The 20581-nt window shown below is 32.4% G+C and carries 20 protein-coding genes; 19 read left to right on the top strand and 1 reads right to left on the bottom strand.

What is annotated here, in order from left to right:
• Positions 1 to 254 precede the first annotated feature (254 nt).
• The 19 genes from DLK05_RS00005 to DLK05_RS00095 all read left to right on the top strand — a co-directional run bounded on the left by DLK05_RS00005 (position 255) and on the right by DLK05_RS00095 (position 19419).
• Positions 255 to 623 carry a hypothetical protein gene (locus DLK05_RS00005; protein ID WP_209319621.1) on the top strand — a complete coding sequence of 123 codons (369 nt, stop codon included), beginning with the start codon at positions 255 to 257 and terminating at the stop codon, positions 621 to 623.
• A gap of 48 nt (positions 624 to 671) precedes the next feature.
• A complete protein-coding gene (locus tag DLK05_RS00010; RefSeq protein WP_127341917.1) occupies positions 672 to 1394 on the top strand; it encodes a M48 family metallopeptidase in 723 nt (240 codons plus the stop codon).
• Complete coding sequence (locus DLK05_RS00015) at positions 1395 to 1763, top strand: hypothetical protein (RefSeq protein ID WP_127341918.1); 369 nt, start codon at positions 1395 to 1397, stop codon at positions 1761 to 1763. It abuts the gene before it with no gap.
• 1012 nt (positions 1764 to 2775) lie between these two features.
• Complete coding sequence (locus DLK05_RS00020) at positions 2776 to 3207, top strand: helix-turn-helix transcriptional regulator (RefSeq protein WP_127341919.1); 432 nt, start codon at positions 2776 to 2778, stop codon at positions 3205 to 3207.
• A 59-nt stretch (positions 3208 to 3266) separates the two neighbouring features.
• Entirely contained in the window at positions 3267 to 4031 is a 765-nt protein-coding gene (locus DLK05_RS00025) for a dihydroorotate dehydrogenase electron transfer subunit (protein WP_127341920.1), read from the top strand.
• Entirely contained in the window at positions 4025 to 4939 is a 915-nt protein-coding gene (locus DLK05_RS00030; RefSeq protein ID WP_127341921.1) for a dihydroorotate dehydrogenase, read from the top strand. Before DLK05_RS00025 ends, DLK05_RS00030 begins: the two co-directional genes overlap by 7 nt.
• A gap of 149 nt (positions 4940 to 5088) precedes the next feature.
• On the top strand, positions 5089 to 6114 hold the full coding sequence (locus tag DLK05_RS00035) for a pyridoxal phosphate-dependent aminotransferase (protein WP_127341922.1): 1026 nt from the start codon (positions 5089 to 5091) through the stop codon (positions 6112 to 6114).
• Positions 6096 to 7046: an adenosylcobinamide-phosphate synthase CbiB gene (gene cbiB / locus DLK05_RS00040; protein WP_127341923.1), complete on the top strand. Its 951-nt coding sequence runs from the start codon at positions 6096 to 6098 to the stop codon at positions 7044 to 7046. The genes DLK05_RS00035 and cbiB overlap by 19 nt, the downstream gene beginning before the upstream one ends.
• A gap of 91 nt (positions 7047 to 7137) precedes the next feature.
• The gene (locus DLK05_RS00045; protein ID WP_127341924.1) at positions 7138 to 7650 is read left to right on the top strand and encodes a bifunctional adenosylcobinamide kinase/adenosylcobinamide-phosphate guanylyltransferase; all 513 of its coding nucleotides are present in this window, start codon (positions 7138 to 7140) and stop codon (positions 7648 to 7650) included.
• A gap of 21 nt (positions 7651 to 7671) precedes the next feature.
• The gene (locus DLK05_RS00050; protein WP_127341925.1) at positions 7672 to 8832 is read left to right on the top strand and encodes a biofilm PGA synthesis protein PgaB; all 1161 of its coding nucleotides are present in this window, start codon (positions 7672 to 7674) and stop codon (positions 8830 to 8832) included.
• A 2-nt stretch (positions 8833 to 8834) separates the two neighbouring features.
• Positions 8835 to 9887, top strand: coding sequence for a nicotinate-nucleotide--dimethylbenzimidazole phosphoribosyltransferase (cobT, locus tag DLK05_RS00055; protein WP_127341926.1), 1053 nt, complete (start codon positions 8835 to 8837; stop codon positions 9885 to 9887).
• Between the two features lie 38 nt (positions 9888 to 9925).
• Positions 9926 to 10975 carry a nicotinate-nucleotide--dimethylbenzimidazole phosphoribosyltransferase gene (gene cobT, locus DLK05_RS00060; protein WP_127341927.1) on the top strand — a complete coding sequence of 350 codons (1050 nt, stop codon included), beginning with the start codon at positions 9926 to 9928 and terminating at the stop codon, positions 10973 to 10975.
• A gap of 20 nt (positions 10976 to 10995) precedes the next feature.
• Positions 10996 to 11766, top strand: a complete 771-nt coding sequence (cobS, locus tag DLK05_RS00065) for an adenosylcobinamide-GDP ribazoletransferase (protein ID WP_209319622.1) — start codon at positions 10996 to 10998, stop codon at positions 11764 to 11766.
• 33 nt (positions 11767 to 11799) lie between these two features.
• A complete protein-coding gene (cobC, locus tag DLK05_RS00070; RefSeq protein WP_127341928.1) occupies positions 11800 to 12336 on the top strand; it encodes an alpha-ribazole phosphatase in 537 nt (178 codons plus the stop codon).
• Positions 12337 to 12426: 90 nt separating this feature from the next.
• Entirely contained in the window at positions 12427 to 13269 is an 843-nt protein-coding gene (locus DLK05_RS00075) for a glucosaminidase domain-containing protein (protein WP_127341929.1), read from the top strand.
• 132 nt (positions 13270 to 13401) lie between these two features.
• Entirely contained in the window at positions 13402 to 14136 is a 735-nt protein-coding gene (locus DLK05_RS00080) for a tetratricopeptide repeat protein (RefSeq protein ID WP_127341930.1), read from the top strand.
• Between the two features lie 758 nt (positions 14137 to 14894).
• The gene (locus DLK05_RS18505) at positions 14895 to 17156 is read left to right on the top strand and encodes an NADP-dependent malic enzyme (protein WP_127341931.1); all 2262 of its coding nucleotides are present in this window, start codon (positions 14895 to 14897) and stop codon (positions 17154 to 17156) included.
• Positions 17157 to 17249: 93 nt separating this feature from the next.
• Positions 17250 to 17855, top strand: a complete 606-nt coding sequence (locus DLK05_RS00090) for a trimeric intracellular cation channel family protein (protein WP_127341932.1) — start codon at positions 17250 to 17252, stop codon at positions 17853 to 17855.
• A 76-nt stretch (positions 17856 to 17931) separates the two neighbouring features.
• Positions 17932 to 19419, top strand: coding sequence for a glycoside hydrolase family 130 protein (locus tag DLK05_RS00095; protein WP_127341933.1), 1488 nt, complete (start codon positions 17932 to 17934; stop codon positions 19417 to 19419).
• Here the strand turns inward: DLK05_RS00095 and DLK05_RS00100 are convergent.
• On the bottom strand, positions 19416 to 20573 hold the full coding sequence (locus DLK05_RS00100; RefSeq protein ID WP_127341934.1) for a glycosyltransferase: 1158 nt from the start codon (positions 20571 to 20573) through the stop codon (positions 19416 to 19418). The genes DLK05_RS00095 and DLK05_RS00100 overlap by 4 nt on opposite strands.
• Positions 20574 to 20581: the final 8 nt, after the last annotated feature.

The raw sequence follows: 20581 nt of genomic DNA on the forward strand, positions 1-20581 counted from the left end.
ATGGCTCGATGAACCTTTTGATCAACCAAAACCAAAGCCTATAATTGCAATCCAGGGGGTGCTATTTTAGAATATGACTTAAATACCACTGAAATGTGCGATTCTAGTTTGAGATAATGATAGTGGAAAAACGTTTAGGACAGGATTGATTTATTATCTAAATTTTAGGTGATCAATATAGATGAACTCCGGGAATATTTAGTTCTCTAATCAATTCCAGTTTTTCACATTAAAAATATTACACTTTTGTTGATATGAATATTAATAAGGGTTTAGTACCTTTGCTTCACAATAGCAGTATTAATCTGCTTCAATACGTTTCAAAAATTAAAGATATGGCAAGTATAAAGCGCTTAAAAAAGGATATCGATTACCTTAGTTTTGAAGTAATTTCAGATTGTTACAATTACAACTATTTGCATCCAGGAAAGAACGAAAAGGTTTTGGATATTGTTAGAGATACTATCATAGCCAGAAACCAATTGATTGCACGCGTGAATCATCCTGATGGAAAAGACAATCATAAATTGGTGAAGTCTTATTATAAAGCAATTTTCACGGATCTACTCAAAGGTGTTGATAATTCCTTTGAAAGGCTTAGTAATTTAGTGAAGGAAAAATGATATCGAAAAGATATTTCTAATAGCTTTGCATATCGCAAAGCTTTTTTTATGCCCATTGAAAAAATAATCATACTTGAAGATATAGGTGAAGTGAGCCTAAAAAGGAGTCGAAGATTCAAGCGCTTATCTATACGTATGGCTCCCAATAAGGGAATTTGGATTAATCTTCCTTTTGGAATATCTTATAAGGAAGGGATAGAATTTGCCAATAAGAATAAAGCTTGGATTTTAAAAAACAAAATAAAAAAAGAACAAAAGGAAAATAGTTGCACAGTCTTTTCAATCAATTGTGATTTTAAAACTAAATTTCATAGTTTGAAGTTGATGGCAAGGGAGACAAATTTTTTTTCTACTGAGCTTGATAGTGGCTTTCTGAAGGTTTTTTATCCGGAATCACTAGAAGTAGAAAATGATCAGCTCCAAAACTTTATTCGTAATTCGATAATAGAAACACTACGATGCGAGGCAAATTATTATCTCCCAAATAGAATTACATATTTAGCTAAAAAACATGGATTTTCTTATCATTCACTTAAGGTGAAAAATACCCGAAGCCGATGGGGATCTTGTTCTCATGACAATAAAATCAATTTAAGTTTACATCTAATGCGTTTGTCCGAAGAACTTTCAGATATGGTTATTCTGCATGAGCTTTGCCACACAATTGTGAAGAATCATTCTTCAGATTTTTGGAATTTACTATCCAAACATTGCAATAATTTATCAAGTAAAAGGAAACAATTAAAGGATTACTCCACTCAAATTATTTAAATGAATAAAGAATTATACATTTTAATAGGATTCTGCATATTCGCGTTTTTAATTGGACAACAAATCAAAAATAAATTAGCAATTAAAAAACCAATAAAGCCAAAATCTAAATCAAATAGGAAATCAAAAAAAAGAAGATCACCTATAGAATCCGAAAGAAAACAAAAGATAAAGCGAATTCTTACCTGGTTAATGCTAGGACTTATATTCATATTAGTCCTATTTATGATACCAGCATTAAGTAGAGATTTACTAAGTAATGGGAGTGTAAATAATCGGAATCTTATTCTTAGAATTTTAATAGTAGGTTTCGCGATATATATTCTTGTTACAGGATTTCTAAAAATAAATAGCTCAAAAAAAGATTAATAAGATTAGTTAAAACAAAAATTGTCATACAGAAACCATTTAAGAATAAAACAATCAATTTCTACATCACTAAAAAATAAACTTTAATTCTCTAATATAAAGAGAGTATAGAGCTTTTTTCACATCCTAAAGTATCTTAGAATATGGTATTTATAAATGAAGTAGCCATATGTCATCAATTTCTTCTTCAGAGTTGTTTATAGCCAAGCTTTTATGAAATTTTTGTTTACGGATATAAATTTTTGTAATGATATAGAAAACTACAACTATTTACAATCGGAAACACATTTAAAAAGAGTGTGAATTTTACATCACACAACGTTTTGTACAAATGTAATTAAGTCATACCATATAGCAATTAACAGGAATGTTTACAATCCTCATGTCTATAATTAACCTATATCTTATTTACAAAATCACAATACAGGAGTTGTTTAATAATGTCTTTATTCTAATAACCAGTATATTACATGGATCAATTGAAGTATACCTTATATTATTTGATTACGTATGTAATCAATCCTCGTGAAAACAAAGAGTTCTTGTAAATTTATATAAATTATTGATCTTGTTATCAATAGATTGCATCAATTTGGATGTATTTTACTTTAAGTATATTTTAAGCTATTCCTAATATAAGGTATTCACTTGTAAATTAATTGATTAATTACAAGTGTAATATCAATTCACACCACTCAAATCATTAATATAATGGACTTTAGTGACGGTGTTGTTTAAGGATCTATTTAAGATTCTTCTAGATTAAATACACCCAATTGTAGCAGGATAAGTATACTTGACTTACTTTCAGATAACCTGCTAATTTAATGTTTCCGAAAGTAACCTAAATAAGTAATAAGCTACTATACAAATGTAATCGTTGTAATTTCCTTTTGTAATCCACAAATGTAATTTAACCCTCTGTGCTACTTTTGACTTTTGTGAAACTTTAACTATATTTGTAACAAGGATAGAGTTAACATGTGTAAACCTTAAACATCCAATATAAATAATGAAAAATAGAATAGTCCAACTTTTAAATAGTGAAGGATTAACCTCCTCCAAATTTGCAGATACCATTGGAGTACAACGCTCTAGTATATCACATATATTATCTGGTAGAAATAATCCGAGTACAGATTTTATTCAAAAAGTGATGAAAGCCTTTCCTAAAGTGAATGGAGAATGGCTACTATTAGGAATAGGTAGTATGTATAAGACACAAAATGCAAACTCCTTATTTGAAACAGAGCCAAATGAAAAAGAAATACACCTTGAAACTCCTGTTATTCAACCACCTAAAATTAACAGAGAAAATCAACTGCATTCAGAGAACGTTAAAGAACCAATATTAGAGATGAATTCATTTGTTCCAGGTAAGCAAATTGAAAAAGTTGTTGTGTTTTATACAGATAAAACTTTTAAAGAATACAACCCATCTTAAGCGTTTTTTAAATTATCTTTGCCGCGATTTATTCTTAACAGATTAAACTATTAGGCAATATGAAAAAATTAGTACAGGACTTTGAAGTACTGCACAGAGAAGAACTTAATGATGAGCATTTTACGCTGGAAATCAGGGCTTATGAGCCACTTCCTGAAATTAAACCAGGGCAATTTGTTAATGTTTTGGTTGAAAACTCTACTCAAACATTCTTAAGAAGACCATTATCAATCCACTTTGTTGATTACGAGAAAAATTCCATTAAATTATACATCAAACGAATTGGTGAAGGCACAAAAAAACTGGGTACATTAGTTTCAGGAGATAAACTAAATCTGGTTTTCCCATTAGGAAATCAATATTCAATTCCTAGCAGCTCCAAAACTTTATTGATTGGCGGTGGTTGTGGAGTAGCTCCTCTTTTATATCTGGCAAAACACTTGAAAGAAGCAGGAAATGAGGTTACTACTATTCTTGGAGTTCGTTCTGCCATAGACGCCGTTGAAATGGATGCATATAAAGCATACGGACGTATTTTAGTTACCACAGAAGATGGATCTCTTGGAGATAAAGGATATCCAACACAACATTCGATACTTACAAACGAAAACTTTGACTACACTTTCACTTGCGGGCCTGAGCCAATGATGAAAGCTGTAGCCAGATATGCAAAAGAAAAAAATATCCCGTGTGAAGTTTCTCTGGAAAATACCATGGCATGCGGGTTTGGTGCTTGTTTATGCTGTGTTACACCAACTAAAACCGGAAATAAATGTGTTTGTACTGAAGGACCAGTATTCAATATAAATGATCTGACATGGTAAATTTAGAGGTTAATCTTAAAGGCTTGAGCCTGAAAAATCCAGTAATGACAGCATCGGGTACATTCGGTTATGGCGAAGAGTTTGATGATTTTATTGATATAGACCGATTAGGAGGGATTCTGGTGAAAGGTACAACTCGTCATCATCGGGAAGGTAATCCATATCCCAGAATGGCTGAAACTCCTTCAGGAATGCTTAATGCAGTAGGGCTTCAAAATAAAGGAGTAGAAAACTTTTGTAACGATATATATCCGAGAATTAAACATTATAATACCAATATATTGGTAAATGTTTCAGGATCGACCATAGAAGACTATATTGAAACAGCTTCTATGATTAATGAATTAGATCGTATTCCTGCAATAGAGCTTAATATTTCTTGTCCAAATGTAAAAGAAGGTGGCATGGCATTCGGAACAAGCTGCGTGTCTGCAGCCTCGGTGGTTAAAGCAGTACGTAAAGTTTATAATAAGCATTTAATGGTAAAATTGTCTCCTAATGTTACAGATATATCTGAAATTGCGAAAGCCGTTGAAGCAGAAGGAGCTGATTCTGTTTCCTTAATTAATACTTTGCTGGGAATGGCAATAGATGCAGAAAGCAGAAGACCTTTGTTATCTACTATCACAGGAGGTTTGTCTGGTCCATGTGTGAAACCAGTAGCATTGCGAATGGTTTGGCAAGTGTTTCGTGCTATAAATATTCCTATTATTGGTCTTGGAGGTATTATGAATGCTAAAGATGCTATTGAATTTATTCTTGCCGGAGCAAGTGCAATTCAAATTGGTACAGCTAATTTCATAGATCCACAAGTTACTGTAAAAGTAGTTGAAGGTATTAAGGAGTATATGATTCGCCATAAAGTACAAAATATCAGTGATTTAGTAGGTGCTCTGGAGATTCAGTAATTAGACCACTATAATTAAAGAAATAATTCTTTAATGTGGGTTTCTGTAGTTTACAGATGTAATTACATTTGTGAATTGCACCTATATTTAATATTAAATATAGAATTGGTTCAATCTATTCTACTTCTCATTATTAGCTTATTTTCAGTATGATACATGGTCATGGCGATGATGCTTATCTATTTACATCTGCTATTAAAGCAAATTTCAGTACCAATATTTGGTATGGTGCACCTTTGGTTGGATTAAAACAGCACCTGTTTAATTCTTGGGATTTAATTAAAAGCTATCCGGAAGCATCAGCTGAGAGTTTGCGGTTGGAATTATCCATAGATTTAGAAGTTGATGTAGAACAACTAATTATAACGAATGGAGCTACTGAAGCTTTTTACCTTATAGCACAGTCCTTTAAAGGTTCTAAATCTTGTATAGTAATCCCTACTTTTTCAGAATATGAAGATGCTTGTAAGTTAAATGAACATGAAATTTCTTTCATCAATTGGAATGAATTAGAAGAAATCAAGAAGTTTCCAGATGATTTGTTATGGATTTGTAATCCAAATAATCCGACAGGTTGTATACTGCATAAAACTGCTTTGGTCAATTTGTTGAAAATTAATTCAGATACCACTTTTATTTTGGATGAAGCTTATATTGATTTTACTGATGATATTTCTTCATCAATAGATTTAATCAATGATTATAAAAATTTGATAATTGTAAAATCATTAACCAAGAACTTCTCAATTCCGGGCCTGAGATTAGGATATTTGATTACAAACAAGACCTTAGTACAGAAAATTGAATTCTACAAGGCTCCCTGGACGGTAAATTCCTTTGCAATTGAAGCAGGGAAATACTTACTACATCATAAAAATGAATTATTGCCTTCCATAAAGGATTATAAATCAGAAAAAAAGAAATTTACTGAAAAACTAAGTAGAATTTCAGGATTAAAAATTCACAATTCTAAAACTCCTTATTTTTTGGTTGAACTAGAAAAAAGCAGCGCTTTTGAGCTTAAAAAATTTCTAATTTCAGAATTTGGAATTTTAATTCGGGATGCAAGTAACTTTCGAGGCCTGAATTCCTCCTTCATCAGGATTGCAACACAATCTGCTAAAAAAAATGATTTACTAATAAAGGCATTGCACAAATGGAGCAAATTAAATTAATTATTCTACCACTTGTATTTGGTTACATTTTGGATTTGCTTTTGGGTGATCCACGAAAACTCCCTCATCCTATTGTTGGCTTTGGAAATACTATCGCTTTTTTCGATGAAAAATTAAATAAAGGAAAGCATCAATTATTAAGAGGTGCAATTCTTGCAATTAGCTTAGCTGTATTTACATTCTTCCTTTTTCAAATAACCGTTAATGAATTAAGGGAATTTAATGAGATCGTGTATGTATTATTTGTATCCGTTTTCGTGTTTTACGGATTGGCAAATAAAAGTCTATTGCAAGAAGGATTTGAAGTGTTTCATCAATTAGAATTAAATGGATTAGATGCGGGAAGAAAGCGCCTATCTTGGATTGTAGGAAGGGATACTTCCGGGCTGTCTGAGAATGAAATTCGTTTGGCCGTATTTGAAACATTATCAGAAAATCTTTCAGATGGAGTTATTGCTCCTTTATTCTACTATGCCATTGCAGGGATTCCAGGAATGATGTGCTATAAAATGATTAATACTATGGATTCGATGATTGGTTATAAAAATCCAAGATATATTCTATTTGGTAGAATTGCTGCACGAATGGATGATGTGGCTAATTATATTCCATCGCGACTTACCGCAGTATTAATGGTCCTTGTAAGCTTTAGTTATAGAGCATTGCTTTTTGTATTTAAATTTGGTCGGGCACATAATAGTCCGAATGCTGGTTATCCCGAAGCAGCATTAGCAGGAATCTTAAATTGTAGATTTGGAGGCACTCATAATTATGGTGGTAAAAGTGTATATAAGCCTTACATTGGAGCTGTTGACAGGATAATAGAAAACCGTGAAATCTCCCGAGTTGCCTACATAAATCATGCTGTTTGTTTCCTCTTCATACTTATTATTATTGTTATTTTACTTCTCTTTAATGCTGCTCTTAAATAGGATATAATTATTTTATTGCGCTTCTTTAATTCGTAACTTCATCCCAAATTAATCAGAAAATTTTTTACACTTAGCATTAAAGAAATTCGTAATGATTCATTTAATTACTGGAGGTCAGCGATCTGGAAAAAGTCAATTTGCCGAAAATTTAGTTCTTTCTTTAACAAATCATCCTATTTATTTAGCAACTTCAAGAGTTTGGGATGAAGATCACCTAAGAAGAATTGAAAAACACAAACTACGTAGAGGAAATCAATGGGTCACTATTGAGGAGGAAAAATTTCTTAGTAAGCATAACTATTTAGGTAAGGTTATTTTACTAGATTGTATTACTCTGTGGCTGAACAATTTCTTTTTTGATAATGGAGAGGACGATATTAAATCGCTAAACGAAGCACAAAGTGAATTGGAAAATATTTTCAATCAAGAATGTGATTGGATTGTTGTTACCAATGAATTGGGATTAGGAGGACATCCGGAAAATAAAATAGCTATGCGATTTAATGATTTGCAAGGAACAATTAATCAATGGATTGCCCAGAGGGCAGATATAGTAACCCTTATCATTTCCGGTATTCCTGTCGAGATAAAGAACACCCTTTAACTTTACCATATAATTATCAATATGAAACTCTCAAAAAAATCTATTTTGCTCGTTATTTATCTTGTTTTTCTATTTTCGCCAGCTTGTAAACGAGTAGAACTAAAAGAAAATAGCAGACAAATAAAAGTTGGAGTATTTAATATTAATGGTGACAGTCCCTGGTGTATAACAGATGCAATGGAAGCATTAAAAATAGATCCGAATATTGATTGTGAAATTATCAGAGCAAGTCAAATTATGTCTGATGAAATTCTTCAATTTGATGCAATTGTGTTTCCTGGTGGTAGTGGCAGAGCAGAAACAGAGAGTCTTGGATCATTAGGAATAGAAAGAGTAAAATATTTGGTAAAAGAAAAGGGAATTGCTGTTGTTGGAATTTGTGCGGGAGCTTATATCATGACCAATACACCCGATTATCCATGTTTGAAATTAAATGGATTTGAAGCTATTGATATTGAGCATGATCATAGAGGATATGGTCTTACCAAATTTGCCTTAACAAAAAAAGGAATAGATATTTTTCCAGAGCTAAAAAATCGCACCGTATCGTTTTGTCAATATTATGAAGGTCCAATATTAATCCCTGTAAAGGATGATGCTCCAAAAATAGAATTGGCCAGCATGCTTTCTGATATACACACTGTAGAAGGAAGCCCTGCAAACATGACAGTTAACCGACCTTTTATTGTGACTTCATCTTTTGGCAAGGGAAAAGTTGCATCTTTTGTTGGTCATCCCGAAAGTACTCCTGGAATGAGATGGATGCTACCACGAATGATTAGATGGGCAACCAATCAAAAATTAATTTCTTATTCAAGTGAAATTATTCGTCCTGATTTTTATAAACATGAAATAATTTTTGATCAAAAAGTGGAAAAAATACAATCCACATATTACAAGAATCTTTCAGGGAACACAAAAGAAAAATTAGAAGCCATCGATAAAGTCATAGAATTAGCTTGTTGGTCAGCAAAAAAATGGATTCCAGGCATGCTTAGAGATCAAGATTCTAATGTTAGAAGTAAAGCATCAGAAGCTTTGTTATTGCTGGAAAGGACAGATGCAATTCCTGACCTACAAATTGCTATCCAAAATGAAACTAATGATAAAACAAAACAGCAACTGATTGTTAACTTAAATCATTTGAAAGCATTGCTTGGTGCAAATACAAAATCACAATAAATATGATTCAATTTAATATTACTCCTTTATCAACCGAAAAGGATCAAGACTTGTGGAATAAGATTAATAGTAAAACAAAACCAATTGGTTCGTTAGGAGTCTTAGAAGAAATAGCTTTTAAAATCGGAAAGATTCAACAAAATCTTTCGCCTCAGATACAAAATCCTACCGTGGTTGTTTTTGCTGGAGATCATGGAATTGCAGATGATGGTGTCAGTTTTTATCCGAAATCAGTAAGCTACCAAATGTTATATAATTACATGCAGGGTGGTGCAGCCATAAATGTGTTTTCCCGTCAGCATGGAATAGATTTTAAGGTTGTGGATGCAGGAATTGATCATGACTTTGCCCCTAATCTTAATATCATTAATAAGAAAATTGCATATGGCACAAAAAATTACCGGTTTGAATCTGCCATGACGAAAGAGCAGTATTTAAAGTGTATTTCGTCGGGTGCTGAAGTAGTTGAAGAAATACACAAGAATGGTTGCAATTTTATTGCATTTGGAGAAAAGGGAATTGGAAATACTTCCTCCGCATCTTTGATACTTAGTTTGCTTGGAAATATACCCTTGGAAGAATGTGTTGGTAGAGGAACTGGCTTGGATACTAATGGGGTAAAATCCAAATTTGAATTATTAAATGAAGGATTAAGTAAATATAAAGGAAGTAAAAATCCAATGGATGTTCTAAGTTATTTTGGAGGATTTGAGGTAGTCATGACCGTTGGTGCAATCTTAAAAGCAGCAGAGCTTAAAATGTGTATGTTAATTGATGGATTTATCATTACATCAGCTCTGTTGGCTGCATCTAAAATAAATAGCAAGGTGCTTGAATATTGTCTATTTGGTCATAAATCAAATGAAAAAGCACATGTCAAAATGCTTAAGCAACTTGGAGGAAAACCAATATTAGATATAGGTATGTGCTTAGGTGAAGCAACTGGCGCTATGGTTTGTTATCCTATTATAAAAAGTGCCGTTAGCTTTATCAATGATATGGCATCCTTCGAAAATGCAGGTGTAAGCGAATCTAAAGAGTCGCATACAATTTAAAGCTATTAATCGAATTCACGTTCTTAATTAATAAAATCATGAAATTCAACATAGAAAAACCAAATACAGAATTAAAAGAATCTCTAAGGCATAAAATTGATTTTAAGACAAAGCCAATTGGATCATTAGGAATTTTAGAGGATTTAGCCATTCAGATTGGCTGTATACAAAACAGTTTATCACCGGAATTGAAAAATCCAACAATCATGGTTTTTGCCGCTGATCATGGTATTGCTCTGGATGGTGTTAGCCCTTATCCACAAGAAGTTACTTGGCAAATGGTTGCTAATTTTTTAAATGGTGGAGCAGCAATAAATGTTTTTAGCCGCCAGAATGGTATTGACATTAAAATTATAGATGCTGGTGTAAATCATGATTTCGATAAAAACTCAGGAGTAATCAATGCAAAAATAGATTATGGTACAAAGAGTTATTTAAGTCAGGCAGCAATGAGTCAAGATCAGTTTGAACACGCCTTAAAACAAGGTGCTGACTTAATAGAAAAAATTCACCATAATGGTTGTAATATTATTGGTTTTGGGGAAATGGGAATTGGAAACACTTCTTCTGCTGCAATTTTACTTCACTATTTTACCAATCTTGATTTAAGAGAATGCGTTGGTCGTGGCACAGGCTGGAATGACGAAGGATTGAAAAAGAAATTTGAAATTCTATCTAAAGCAATTTCTAATTACAAAACTGAAAATACGGTGGAAAATATCTTAACTCATTTTGGCGGATTCGAGATAGTAATGATTGTTGGAGCAATGCTTAAAGCCGCTGAATTAAAAATGATTATTCTGGTAGATGGTTTCATCATAAGCTCTGCATTACTAGCTGCATCAAAAATAAATTCTACGGTTCTTGATTACTGCATTTACACACATAAATCTAACGAAAGTGGACACAAACATATGTTAGAATGTTTAAATGCTCGTGCTATTCTAGATTTAGAAATGCGTTTAGGGGAAGGAACCGGAGTGGCTGTAGCCTATCCATTAATCGAATCGGCAGTTAACTTCCTAAACCAAATGGCTAGTTTTGAAGATGCCGGAGTTAGTAATAGCGATAAAGTAACTGCAAGTTAGAATTTGTTTAAACATAGCGTATGATTATTATTAAACGGGAGATAAATATTTTCTTTACTGGATTATCTTTTTTCACCAGAATTCCATTTCCTAAATGGCTTAAATTCAAAAAAGAATATCAGTATGAAGCAATTAAATATTTCCCTTTATCTGGATTTATTATAGGAACATTTGCCGGATTAATTTTTTATTTGGCAAATATATTCCTTCCATTTCAGCTATCAGTTATTCTTAGCATGGGACTTACAGTATTATTTACCGGGGGATTACACGAAGATGGATTTATGGATGTTTGTGATGGATTTGGCGGTGGATGGACACGTGAGCGAATTCTGGAAATCATGAAAGATTCTCTAATTGGGGCTTTTGGGGTAACTGGAATTGTATTTCTTATTCTGACAAAGTACTTTTGTCAATATTCCATTTCTGCAAGCCAACTTCCTTTGATTTTAATTGCTGCTCATACATCTACAAGAATGGTGGCAGCAACACTTGTTAACACACACCAATATGCCCGAGTAGAAAATTCAAAAGCCAAGAATTACACACAGAAATTGAGTGTGGGTAATTTCCTTTTTACAATTATCACAGGAATATTTCCAATCCTATTTTTAGGACACATCAAATTTTTATTGATTTTAATTCCTGTTTATCTTAGCAAAATTTTATTGGGAAGATATTTTAACAAATGGATAGGTGGTTTCACTGGAGATTGTATTGGAGCTACTCAACAAGTTTGTGAAATTGTATTCTATCTTTCCTATATAGTAATCTTAAATCATATATATTAATTGAGATTCGACTCATTTACAAAATTTAGAATAATGGAAATTTATTTAGTAAGACATACTAAAGTTAATGTTGAAAAAGGAATTTGTTATGGACAAAAAGATGTGGAATTAATAGATACCTACCCCGAGGAACTGAAAGTATTAAAAGAGAAATTGACAGATATTGAATTTGATGCCTTTTATACAAGTCCTCTTTCCAGATGTAAAATACTAGCACAAGATTTATATCCTGATCTTGCAATTGAAGATACTCGTTTAATGGAACTCAATTTTGGAGATTGGGAAGGTAAAGCATGGGACGAAATTAAAGATCCATTATTACCAATTTGGATGGAAGATTTTGTAAATAAAAAATGTTCTAATGGAGAATCTTTTGTTATGCTGCACGACCGGGTTTTAAATTTTTGGAAAGAATTAAAATCTAAAGATTTTCAACGAGTAATTATCTTTACGCATGGAGGTGTAATTAGAACAATTCAAGCTATCGCAAATAATATCAAGCTAGAAGATTCTTTTAACGAAACGACACCAGGTTTTGGAGATATTGTAATTCTGAATTCTCAGATATAATTGAATGAAAAATTTAGAATTCTATGATTATTTATATAGTTCCAACAGGTAAAATGTTATTTTAGTAGCCGAAAACGTCAAAAATTTAGCATGCGAAGGAATTTAACTCCTCTTATATTCATTTTGATATTCATTATTGGTTGTAATAATACTACTTATAAAGAAGATCTTATTATTCCTCAATACGCTGAAATTAATACACCTCAGGATGTACATTCTTTTGATGGTAAAACTATCATACCTTATATATATACTAAAGTAATTTCATTACACGAACTTCCTGTCAAAGAAAAAAAAGAGAAGTTTATTAATATGCTCTTGCCTTCCATATTGTATGCGCAACACACTCTTAACCAGAAAATAAAACGAATAGAGCACATTGAAAAATATTTAATAAATAAACCAAAAATATATATTAAGGATAGTGTTTTTTTGAATAATTTATATGTTGCATATAAGTGTTCCGACTCGGAAGAATTAAAAAGGAGGTTAAAGCCACATCCTGCAAGTATCGTTTTAGGACAGGCAGCCTTGGAATCTGGTTGGGGATCTTCACGATTCTTCGAAAAAGCTAATAACATTTTTGGAATTTGGTCATATTACTCAGGAGAAGATAGAATTCAAGCCTTAATTGGACGGGATTCTACTAAAATTTACGTCAGAAAATACGCCAATATAGAAGAATCCGTTAATGACTATTTTATGACTATTGCTACTGTTAATGCCTATGAAAAATTTAGAAAGGAAAGATTGGAGTCAAAGAATCCTTTTCTTTTAGTACCATTGCTTAGCTCTTATTCCGAATTAAGAAGTGTTTATACTCGAAAATTAACTTATCTGATTAAAAGCAATGATCTTACAAAGTTTGACAATTATACTTTAGATGAAAAATACATTAAAATAAAGACTGTAAGTTTAACTGAAAACAAATAGAAAACAGGGTATGGATGATCATTCAAGATTATTTTTTTTCAAATTTTATTTGATAATTGGATGAAATGGCTAATTTTAGGCTTGCTTTTAAATAGGAAACAGATTTAATATTTAATCATAAAATAATAAGATATGAAAAGATTAATTTTAATTTTTGCAGTTTGTTTATGTGTAACCAATGTATTTGCTCAGTCAGCTGCACAATTAAAAAACGAAGGTAATGCTGCTTTAAAAAGCAAAGATTACAAAACAGCTTTGATGAATTTCGAAAAATTTATGTCTGCGGAAGACACATTTGAAGATCCAGCATTAATTTTTAATTCAGGTTATTGTGCTATTAAAATAAAAGATTTTGCAAAAGCTGAGGAGTATTTTGGACAAGCTATTGAGAAAGAATATAAACTCTCTAGTGCATATCGTTTTAAGGCTTTAGCTCAAAAGCATCAGAAAAAATCTGATGATATGATAGCTACTTTAGAAGCTGGAATTAAGGCTTGTCCAACCAAAAACTCTAAAATGATTACCATGCTTTCCAAGCATTATTTACTTGAAGGCCAAAAAGCTCAAAAAGCTGATAAATTTGACACTGCTGAAGGGTTATATAAAAAAGCTGGTGAGTTAAAATCAAAAATGCAAGTTGATGCATTTTTGAGCTTAGGAACTTTATACTATAATAAAGGTGCAAAAATAATGCAAGCTGCTACTCCTGTTGCAAATACTCAACCAGAAAAATATAAAGCAGAATCAGTAAAAGCACAGAGTTTTTTCAAAATGGCCTTAACTGAACTTACTAAAGCTAAAACTATTGCTCCTACACGTAAAGATATTGTTTCTACAATTTCAACCATCAAAGGTTTAGTGAAATAATTTTAGAACAGAAATAAACCAAAAGGGATACTTCAAAAGAAGTATCCCTTTTGATTTATATAGAATTCATCTCAACTTTTAAATTTTGCAAATCTTTTTTTAACCAATTCTGAATTCATGTTGTAAATGCATCCAAAGTGTGATTTGGTATAAAATACAGGAAAATGTGTACTGCAAGCCTGCAAAGTACTCTTTTTTAAAATTTAATGAATTCTGCAAGCTTACAAAGCTTGTGAAAAAATAATTCAGCGAACTCTGCAAGTCTGCAGGGATCACAAGAAAATAATCGAACGAACTTTGCAGGCTTACAAAGTTGGCTCTTCCTAAAAAAAAATGAACTCTACAGACGTGCAAAGTTGACTCGATGGAAAAAAAATGAACTTTGCAGGCTTGCAGAGTTAACTTGACAGAAATTTGGAGGTCTTTGCAAGCTTGCAGAGTTCATTAACCGGAAAATTCGGTGCAAAACGGTTGCCAAATATAAAACCAGGTAACATTTTGTATTATTTTATTACGTCAACATTAAGCAACTTCGATTAGAAAATAGGATGTTGATTTTCATATCTCCTATAATCTGGAATTTTTCCTCTATTTGCATTGATTTTTAATTGATAGTAAGTCAATTAAATAACAATTTCATTACTGATTTTCAGTCATTAAGTACAAATTCCCTTAGCTTTTATTGCCATATTTGCAGCCGACAACAAACAATTAGAATCGTAAAGATTCTGTATAACTAATTTAAACCAAAAGCTGTTATGGCAAAAATCACAAAAAAGGAAGCCTTAAAATACCACGAAGAAGGTCGTCCGGGAAAAATCGAGGTAGTTCCAACAAAACCTTATCGCACACAACGAGATTTAGCTTTAGCATATACTCCTGGAGTTGCTGATCCTTGTCTGGATATTGAGAAAAACAATAGCGATGCTTATCGTTATACTGCAAAAGGGAATTTAGTAGCTGTAATTTCTAATGGAACTGCAGTTCTAGGATTAGGTGATATTGGCCCACTTGCTGGAAAACCTGTAATGGAGGGAAAAGCTTTACTTTTTAAAATATTTTCAGACATTGATGTTTTCGATATTGAAGTTGATGCAACGAATGTTGACAAATTTGTAGAAACTGTAAAAGCGATTGCTCCAACATTTGGAGGAATTAATCTGGAAGATATTAAAGCTCCGGAGTGCTTCGAAATTGAAGAACGTTTAAAACGCGAGTTGGATATTCCAGTAATGCATGATGATCAGCATGGTACAGCTATAATATCTTCAGCAGGATTATTAAATGCCCTTGAAATTGGCGAAAAGAAAATAGAGGATGTAAAAGTTGTAGTAAATGGAGCAGGTGCAGCTGCAATTGCTTGTACAAAGCTATACATCTCGCTTGGAGTAAAACCACAAAATGTAGTAATGTGTGACAGTAGGGGAGTTATAAACGATAAAAGAACAAATTTAAATGAGCAGAAAAAGCAATTTATAACCAATCGTAAAATTAACACATTAGAAGAAGCATTAGTTGATGCTGATGTTTTTCTTGGATTGTCAGTTGGAGGTATCCTTAGTAAGGATATGGTTCGTTCTATGGCAAAAAATCCAGTGGTATTTGCATTGGCCAATCCTGTTTCTGAAATATCATATGAAGACGCAATGGATGCGCGTGAAGATATTATTGTAGCAACAGGCAGATCTGATAAACCAAATCAGATTAATAATGTATTAGGATTTCCCTATATTTTTAGAGGTGCTTTGGATGTTAGAGCTACTGCAATTAATGAAGAAATGAAAATTGCATCGGTGTACGCAATAGCAAACCTCGCTAAAGAGTCCGTTCCAGAATCGGTTCACACCGCCTATAACGAGGCAAATATTGTTTTTGGGCGACATTACATTATTCCAAAGGCTTTGGATCCAAGATTGGTTTCGAATGTAGCGGTTGCTGTTGCAAAAGCTGCTGTAGATTCAGGAGTTGCCCAATCAAAAATTGAAGATTGGGATGCTTATTCCGAAGAACTAAAACAACGCTTAGGTACAGAAAATCAACTTCTAAGAACCATTTTCAATAACGCAAAACGGGAGCCAAAGAGAGTCGTATATGCAGAAGCAAATAACTTTAATGTTCTTAAAGCTGCGCAAATAGCCTTGCATGACGGTATTGCCAAACCTATTTTATTAGGAAATCCGGATAATATCAATAAAATTATTGCTGAAAATGAATTAGATCTTGAAGGTGCTGAAATTATTGATATTCGTTGTAAGGAAGAAAAAGAAAGAAGAATTCATTATGCCAATATCTTGTGCGAAAAAAGAGGTCGAAAAGGCTTAACATGTAAAGAAGCTATCGAAAAGATGTTCGATCGTAATTATTTCGGTGCAATGATGGTTGAAAATGGCGATGCTGATGCTTTTATTTCAGGTTATGCTACCAGATATTTCCAAGCCTTAAATATTGCCAGTAAAGTAATAGGTATGGAGGAAGGAATGAAAACATTGGTCGGCATGAATATCATCATGACTAAAAAAGGACCTTTATTCTTTGCAGATACAACGGTAAATGCGGAACCTACAGCTGAATCCCTTGTGGATACTACTTTAACAACAGCAAGAGTTTTACGGAAATTTAATATTGAACCTGTAATGGCAATGGTTTCCTATTCTAATTTTGGATCTGTAAGAAAAGGTAGTCCACTCAAGGTTCGCGATGCTATTGATAAATTGCATGCTGACCATTCTGAACTGATGGTAGATGGGGAAATGCAAATGAATTTTGCCTTAGATAAAAAATTAAGAGACAGTACTTTTTCTTTTAATAAAATTAAAGGGAAAGATGTAAATGCCTTTATTTTCCCAAGCTTGAGTTCCGGTAATATTGCCTATAAACTAATGAAAGATTTAGGTGGTCATGAAAATATTGGCCCTATTCTTCTTGGTACTGCAAAATCTTTTCACATCGTTCCAATGGGATGCTCTGTGCGCGAAATCATCAATATGACGGCAATAGCTGTTGTAGATGCCCAAGGATAAAACAAAGTGATAATTAAGAAATAGAGGATGGAACATATTAAGTTTCATCCTTTATTTTTTATAAATTTAACGCACTTATTATCACACTAAATTATGACGGTACTATACTTTCTTGATCTGTTAGGAACTTTAGTTTTTACAATAAGTGGCACCTTGGCTGCAACGAATAAACAGTTAGATCTTTTTGGTGCTTATTTTACTGGTTTTATTACTGCCATTGGTGGTGGAACTCTTAGAGACGTTATACTTGGAACAACCCCAGTTGGATGGGTTAGTGACACGAATTATATTTTTGTAATTACCTTGGGAGTAATACTCACCTTTTTATTTAAATCTCTCATAATGGGACTCAGAAAAACATTATTCCTTTTTGATACAATTGGGATTGGAGTATTTACAATAATAGGTATAGAAAAATCATTGTCCTTGCATATCCATCCATTACTTGCAATAATTATGGGACTTTTCTCAGCAGTAATGGGAGGCGTGATTAGAGATACCTTATGCAATGATATTCCTCTAATTTTCAGAAAAGAAATCTATGCAACAGCATGTGTTTTTGGGGGAATATTATTTGTGAGTCTAAATCATATTGGTTTATCTCTTGCAATTAATCAATTCCTAACAATTAGTTGTATTATTATTATTCGAATACTTTGTATTCGTTACAAAATATCACTTCCTGTATTAAAACATTAAAGTCTAGATTATTCTTATTTCTTTTCACTTTTGATTTTTGTATATTTAATTGAATGCATTTTGAAAAATCAGAAATATGAATTCTTTCCGAAAAACAATCAAAATACAAAAACAATTACTTCATTTTACTCCCGATGATTCAAGAGTTGTAACCAGATTTTTCACCCCAGGAAATCCCAAACGAATTGAGAATATATTTGAACGGATATTGCTTTTAACTCAAAAACAAGCCGGTGATATTCTACAAAAAACACTTAAAAGTTTTTCGGGTCGTCATCGAAATATTAAAAGAATTTTTAAAGACAATTTCGATCTAATCATTAAGGAAATAAAATTTGAAAACGATTTCTCTTTAGAGCAAAAGCTGCTTATCGGTTCCTATTTTACGATGGAATATTCTATCGAATCAGCTGCACTTTTTAATCCATCTATTGTTGTACATCCATCACAAGCTGATTCTGATTCCAATAGATTAAAAGTGATATTAAGTTTTAGAGCTGTAGGAGAGGGACATATTTCCTCCATTGTTTTTCGTAGAGGTATCATCAAAAGTAATGGTGTTTTAGCTATACAGAAAAATAGTGCTCTAGTAGAGCGTGTTGATCGTATTCCAGATCCATCCTATCATAAAGACGATTTTATTTTAAAATTGAAGGAATTAAAATCCTATGAAAGTGTTGCCAAAATTTTAGATAATTTATTGGATGATTTTACTTTTGATGAACTTAAAGAAGGAATTCGTCATTTCAGAAAAAAGAAGAAAGGGAAACAAAAAAAAGTAAGTCGCAGCTGTGAGGATGGAATAAAAATTTTAATGTGGTTAGCAAATGCCAATTATGAAATAAAATTCTCTGCTGAATTAGATCTTAGCTCACGAGTTATTTTTCCTATTTCAGAAAATGAGATAAAAGGCTTAGAGGATGCTCGCTTTGTCCTCTTTAAAAATGGGAATGGGAATGGGAGAGATGTATATTATGCTACTTATACTGCTTATAACGGATTTACAGCTTTACCTCAATTAATTGAAACAGTAGATTTTTGTCATTTTAAAGTATCTGTTCTATTAGGAGAAGGATCTAAAGGTAAGGGGATGGCTATTTTCCCAAGAAAAATAAACGGCAAATTTGTAACAATATCAAGAAACGATAATGAGAATCTTTATATCATGTTCTCAGACAATATTAAATATTGGGAGAAACCTATATTACTGAAACCTCCTGGTTTTTACTGGGAATTTTTTCAAATCGGCAACTGTGGTTCTCCAATCGAAACGGAAAAGGGATGGTTACTTTTAATTCATGGTGTTGGACCAGTAAGAACTTATAGTATAAGTGCGATTTTATTGGATATCAAAGATCCAACAAAAGTTATAGGACTCTTAAAAGAACCATTTTTAACTCCGGATGAAAGTGATAGAAATGGATATGTTCCTAATGTTATCTATTCCTGCGGGGCTTTGATCCATCAAGGTAAATTAATTTTGCCTTATGCAATGGCTGACTCAAGATCTGGAATTGCTTCACTTGAGTTAAAGGATATATTTGACAATATGGATTATTATTAGAAAATACGTTCCTTATTAATCTGTTTTGGGTTACAATAATAAAATTCTGCATTTGAAATTGGTGGCTTAATCAATTTATTATAGAGTTTCAAATGCTGTTTCCCAATAACCGTCCAGTTTCTTTGTTTATTGCTAATTTTGATATTCTCTTTCAATTGATTTCTTAAATCATCATCTTGAAATAAATTAGTGATATGTCGTATATAGTCTTCATCCGATTCCGCAATTAAACCTCCTTGAACTTCTAAAACCCAATCTTTAAAACTCTTCAATTGTGAAGTCACAACAGGTAAATGAAATGCAGATGCTTGTGCTAATACACCACTTTGTCCACCTTTAATATAAGGTAAAGCCATTATATCTGCTGCACACAAAATATTATCCAGACTTGATTGGGGAAATTTCCCGAATAGTACTTTTATATGATCTGAATAGTATTGATCCTTAAGCTTTTGATATAACTCAAGTTTGTATGGTGAATGTTCATTAATTCTATTTCTAGCTGCCATCAATAAAACCATATTTTTATTCTTCCTAATAAGCTCTGGCAAAATATTGAATATTCTTTCGAAATTCTTAGTTGATCTGATATAACCTGCTAATAAAAGAACATCTCTGCCTTGTAAACCCAGTAGCTCTTTGGCATTTTCATTTCGGCGAACTTCCCGAACCCCGTGTGGAATCACATGTATTGGATTTGATATTTTATAGTTTTTCAACAAAATATCTTTTTGGAAGGATTCATGTACAATAATTGAAGAACTTAAATCTAGTAGATGCTGAACTATTATTTTTTCTTCAAATTTAAGATCCTCAAAAACAGTATGCATGGTTGTTACCACTGGTGTTTCTGATAAATTACAGCGGATTAAAAATTCTACAATTTGAACTCCTCTTTGATCTCCAAACAAACCAAATTCGTGTTCAATATGCACAATATCCGGAGCCAATCTTTCTACATAAAAGAACAATCTACCTGCAATGTCATTCGCTTTAGGTGAATAAACCTCATAAACATCCTTTCCTTGCGCTCCAAGTTGACTGAATATGAATACTTCTTTACCTGCACGTCTAACAGAATCGCTTAGATATTTAGTATAGGTAGCTAATCCACATTCAATAGGAGGATAAGTTGAAACATATGCAATTCTCATAATTTTAT

Source organism: Ancylomarina longa (assembly GCF_003996985.1).
In the GTDB taxonomy this organism is placed as follows: Bacteria; Bacteroidota; Bacteroidia; order Bacteroidales; family Marinifilaceae; genus Ancylomarina_A; species Ancylomarina_A longa.

Bases quoted from the DNA above. Each gene is read 5' to 3' on its own strand.
- DLK05_RS00005 (WP_209319621.1), top strand. From the start codon at position 255: ATGAATATTAATAAGGGTTTAGTACCTTTGCTTCACAATAGCAGTATT.
- DLK05_RS00010 (WP_127341917.1), top strand. From the start codon at position 672: ATGCCCATTGAAAAAATAATCATACTTGAAGATATAGGTGAAGTGAGC.
- DLK05_RS00015 (WP_127341918.1), top strand. From the start codon at position 1,395: ATGAATAAAGAATTATACATTTTAATAGGATTCTGCATATTCGCGTTT.
- DLK05_RS00020 (WP_127341919.1), top strand. From the start codon at position 2,776: ATGAAAAATAGAATAGTCCAACTTTTAAATAGTGAAGGATTAACCTCC.
- DLK05_RS00025 (WP_127341920.1), top strand. From the start codon at position 3,267: ATGAAAAAATTAGTACAGGACTTTGAAGTACTGCACAGAGAAGAACTT.
- DLK05_RS00030 (WP_127341921.1), top strand. From the start codon at position 4,025: ATGGTAAATTTAGAGGTTAATCTTAAAGGCTTGAGCCTGAAAAATCCA.
- DLK05_RS00035 (WP_127341922.1), top strand. From the start codon at position 5,089: ATGATACATGGTCATGGCGATGATGCTTATCTATTTACATCTGCTATT.
- cbiB (WP_127341923.1), top strand. From the start codon at position 6,096: ATGGAGCAAATTAAATTAATTATTCTACCACTTGTATTTGGTTACATT.
- DLK05_RS00045 (WP_127341924.1), top strand. From the start codon at position 7,138: ATGATTCATTTAATTACTGGAGGTCAGCGATCTGGAAAAAGTCAATTT.
- DLK05_RS00050 (WP_127341925.1), top strand. From the start codon at position 7,672: ATGAAACTCTCAAAAAAATCTATTTTGCTCGTTATTTATCTTGTTTTT.
- cobT (WP_127341926.1), top strand. From the start codon at position 8,835: ATGATTCAATTTAATATTACTCCTTTATCAACCGAAAAGGATCAAGAC.
- cobT (WP_127341927.1), top strand. From the start codon at position 9,926: ATGAAATTCAACATAGAAAAACCAAATACAGAATTAAAAGAATCTCTA.
- cobS (WP_209319622.1), top strand. From the start codon at position 10,996: ATGATTATTATTAAACGGGAGATAAATATTTTCTTTACTGGATTATCT.
- cobC (WP_127341928.1), top strand. From the start codon at position 11,800: ATGGAAATTTATTTAGTAAGACATACTAAAGTTAATGTTGAAAAAGGA.
- DLK05_RS00075 (WP_127341929.1), top strand. From the start codon at position 12,427: ATGCGAAGGAATTTAACTCCTCTTATATTCATTTTGATATTCATTATT.
- DLK05_RS00080 (WP_127341930.1), top strand. From the start codon at position 13,402: ATGAAAAGATTAATTTTAATTTTTGCAGTTTGTTTATGTGTAACCAAT.
- DLK05_RS18505 (WP_127341931.1), top strand. From the start codon at position 14,895: ATGGCAAAAATCACAAAAAAGGAAGCCTTAAAATACCACGAAGAAGGT.
- DLK05_RS00090 (WP_127341932.1), top strand. From the start codon at position 17,250: ATGACGGTACTATACTTTCTTGATCTGTTAGGAACTTTAGTTTTTACA.
- DLK05_RS00095 (WP_127341933.1), top strand. From the start codon at position 17,932: ATGAATTCTTTCCGAAAAACAATCAAAATACAAAAACAATTACTTCAT.
- DLK05_RS00100 (WP_127341934.1), bottom strand. From the start codon at position 20,573: ATGAGAATTGCATATGTTTCAACTTATCCTCCTATTGAATGTGGATTA.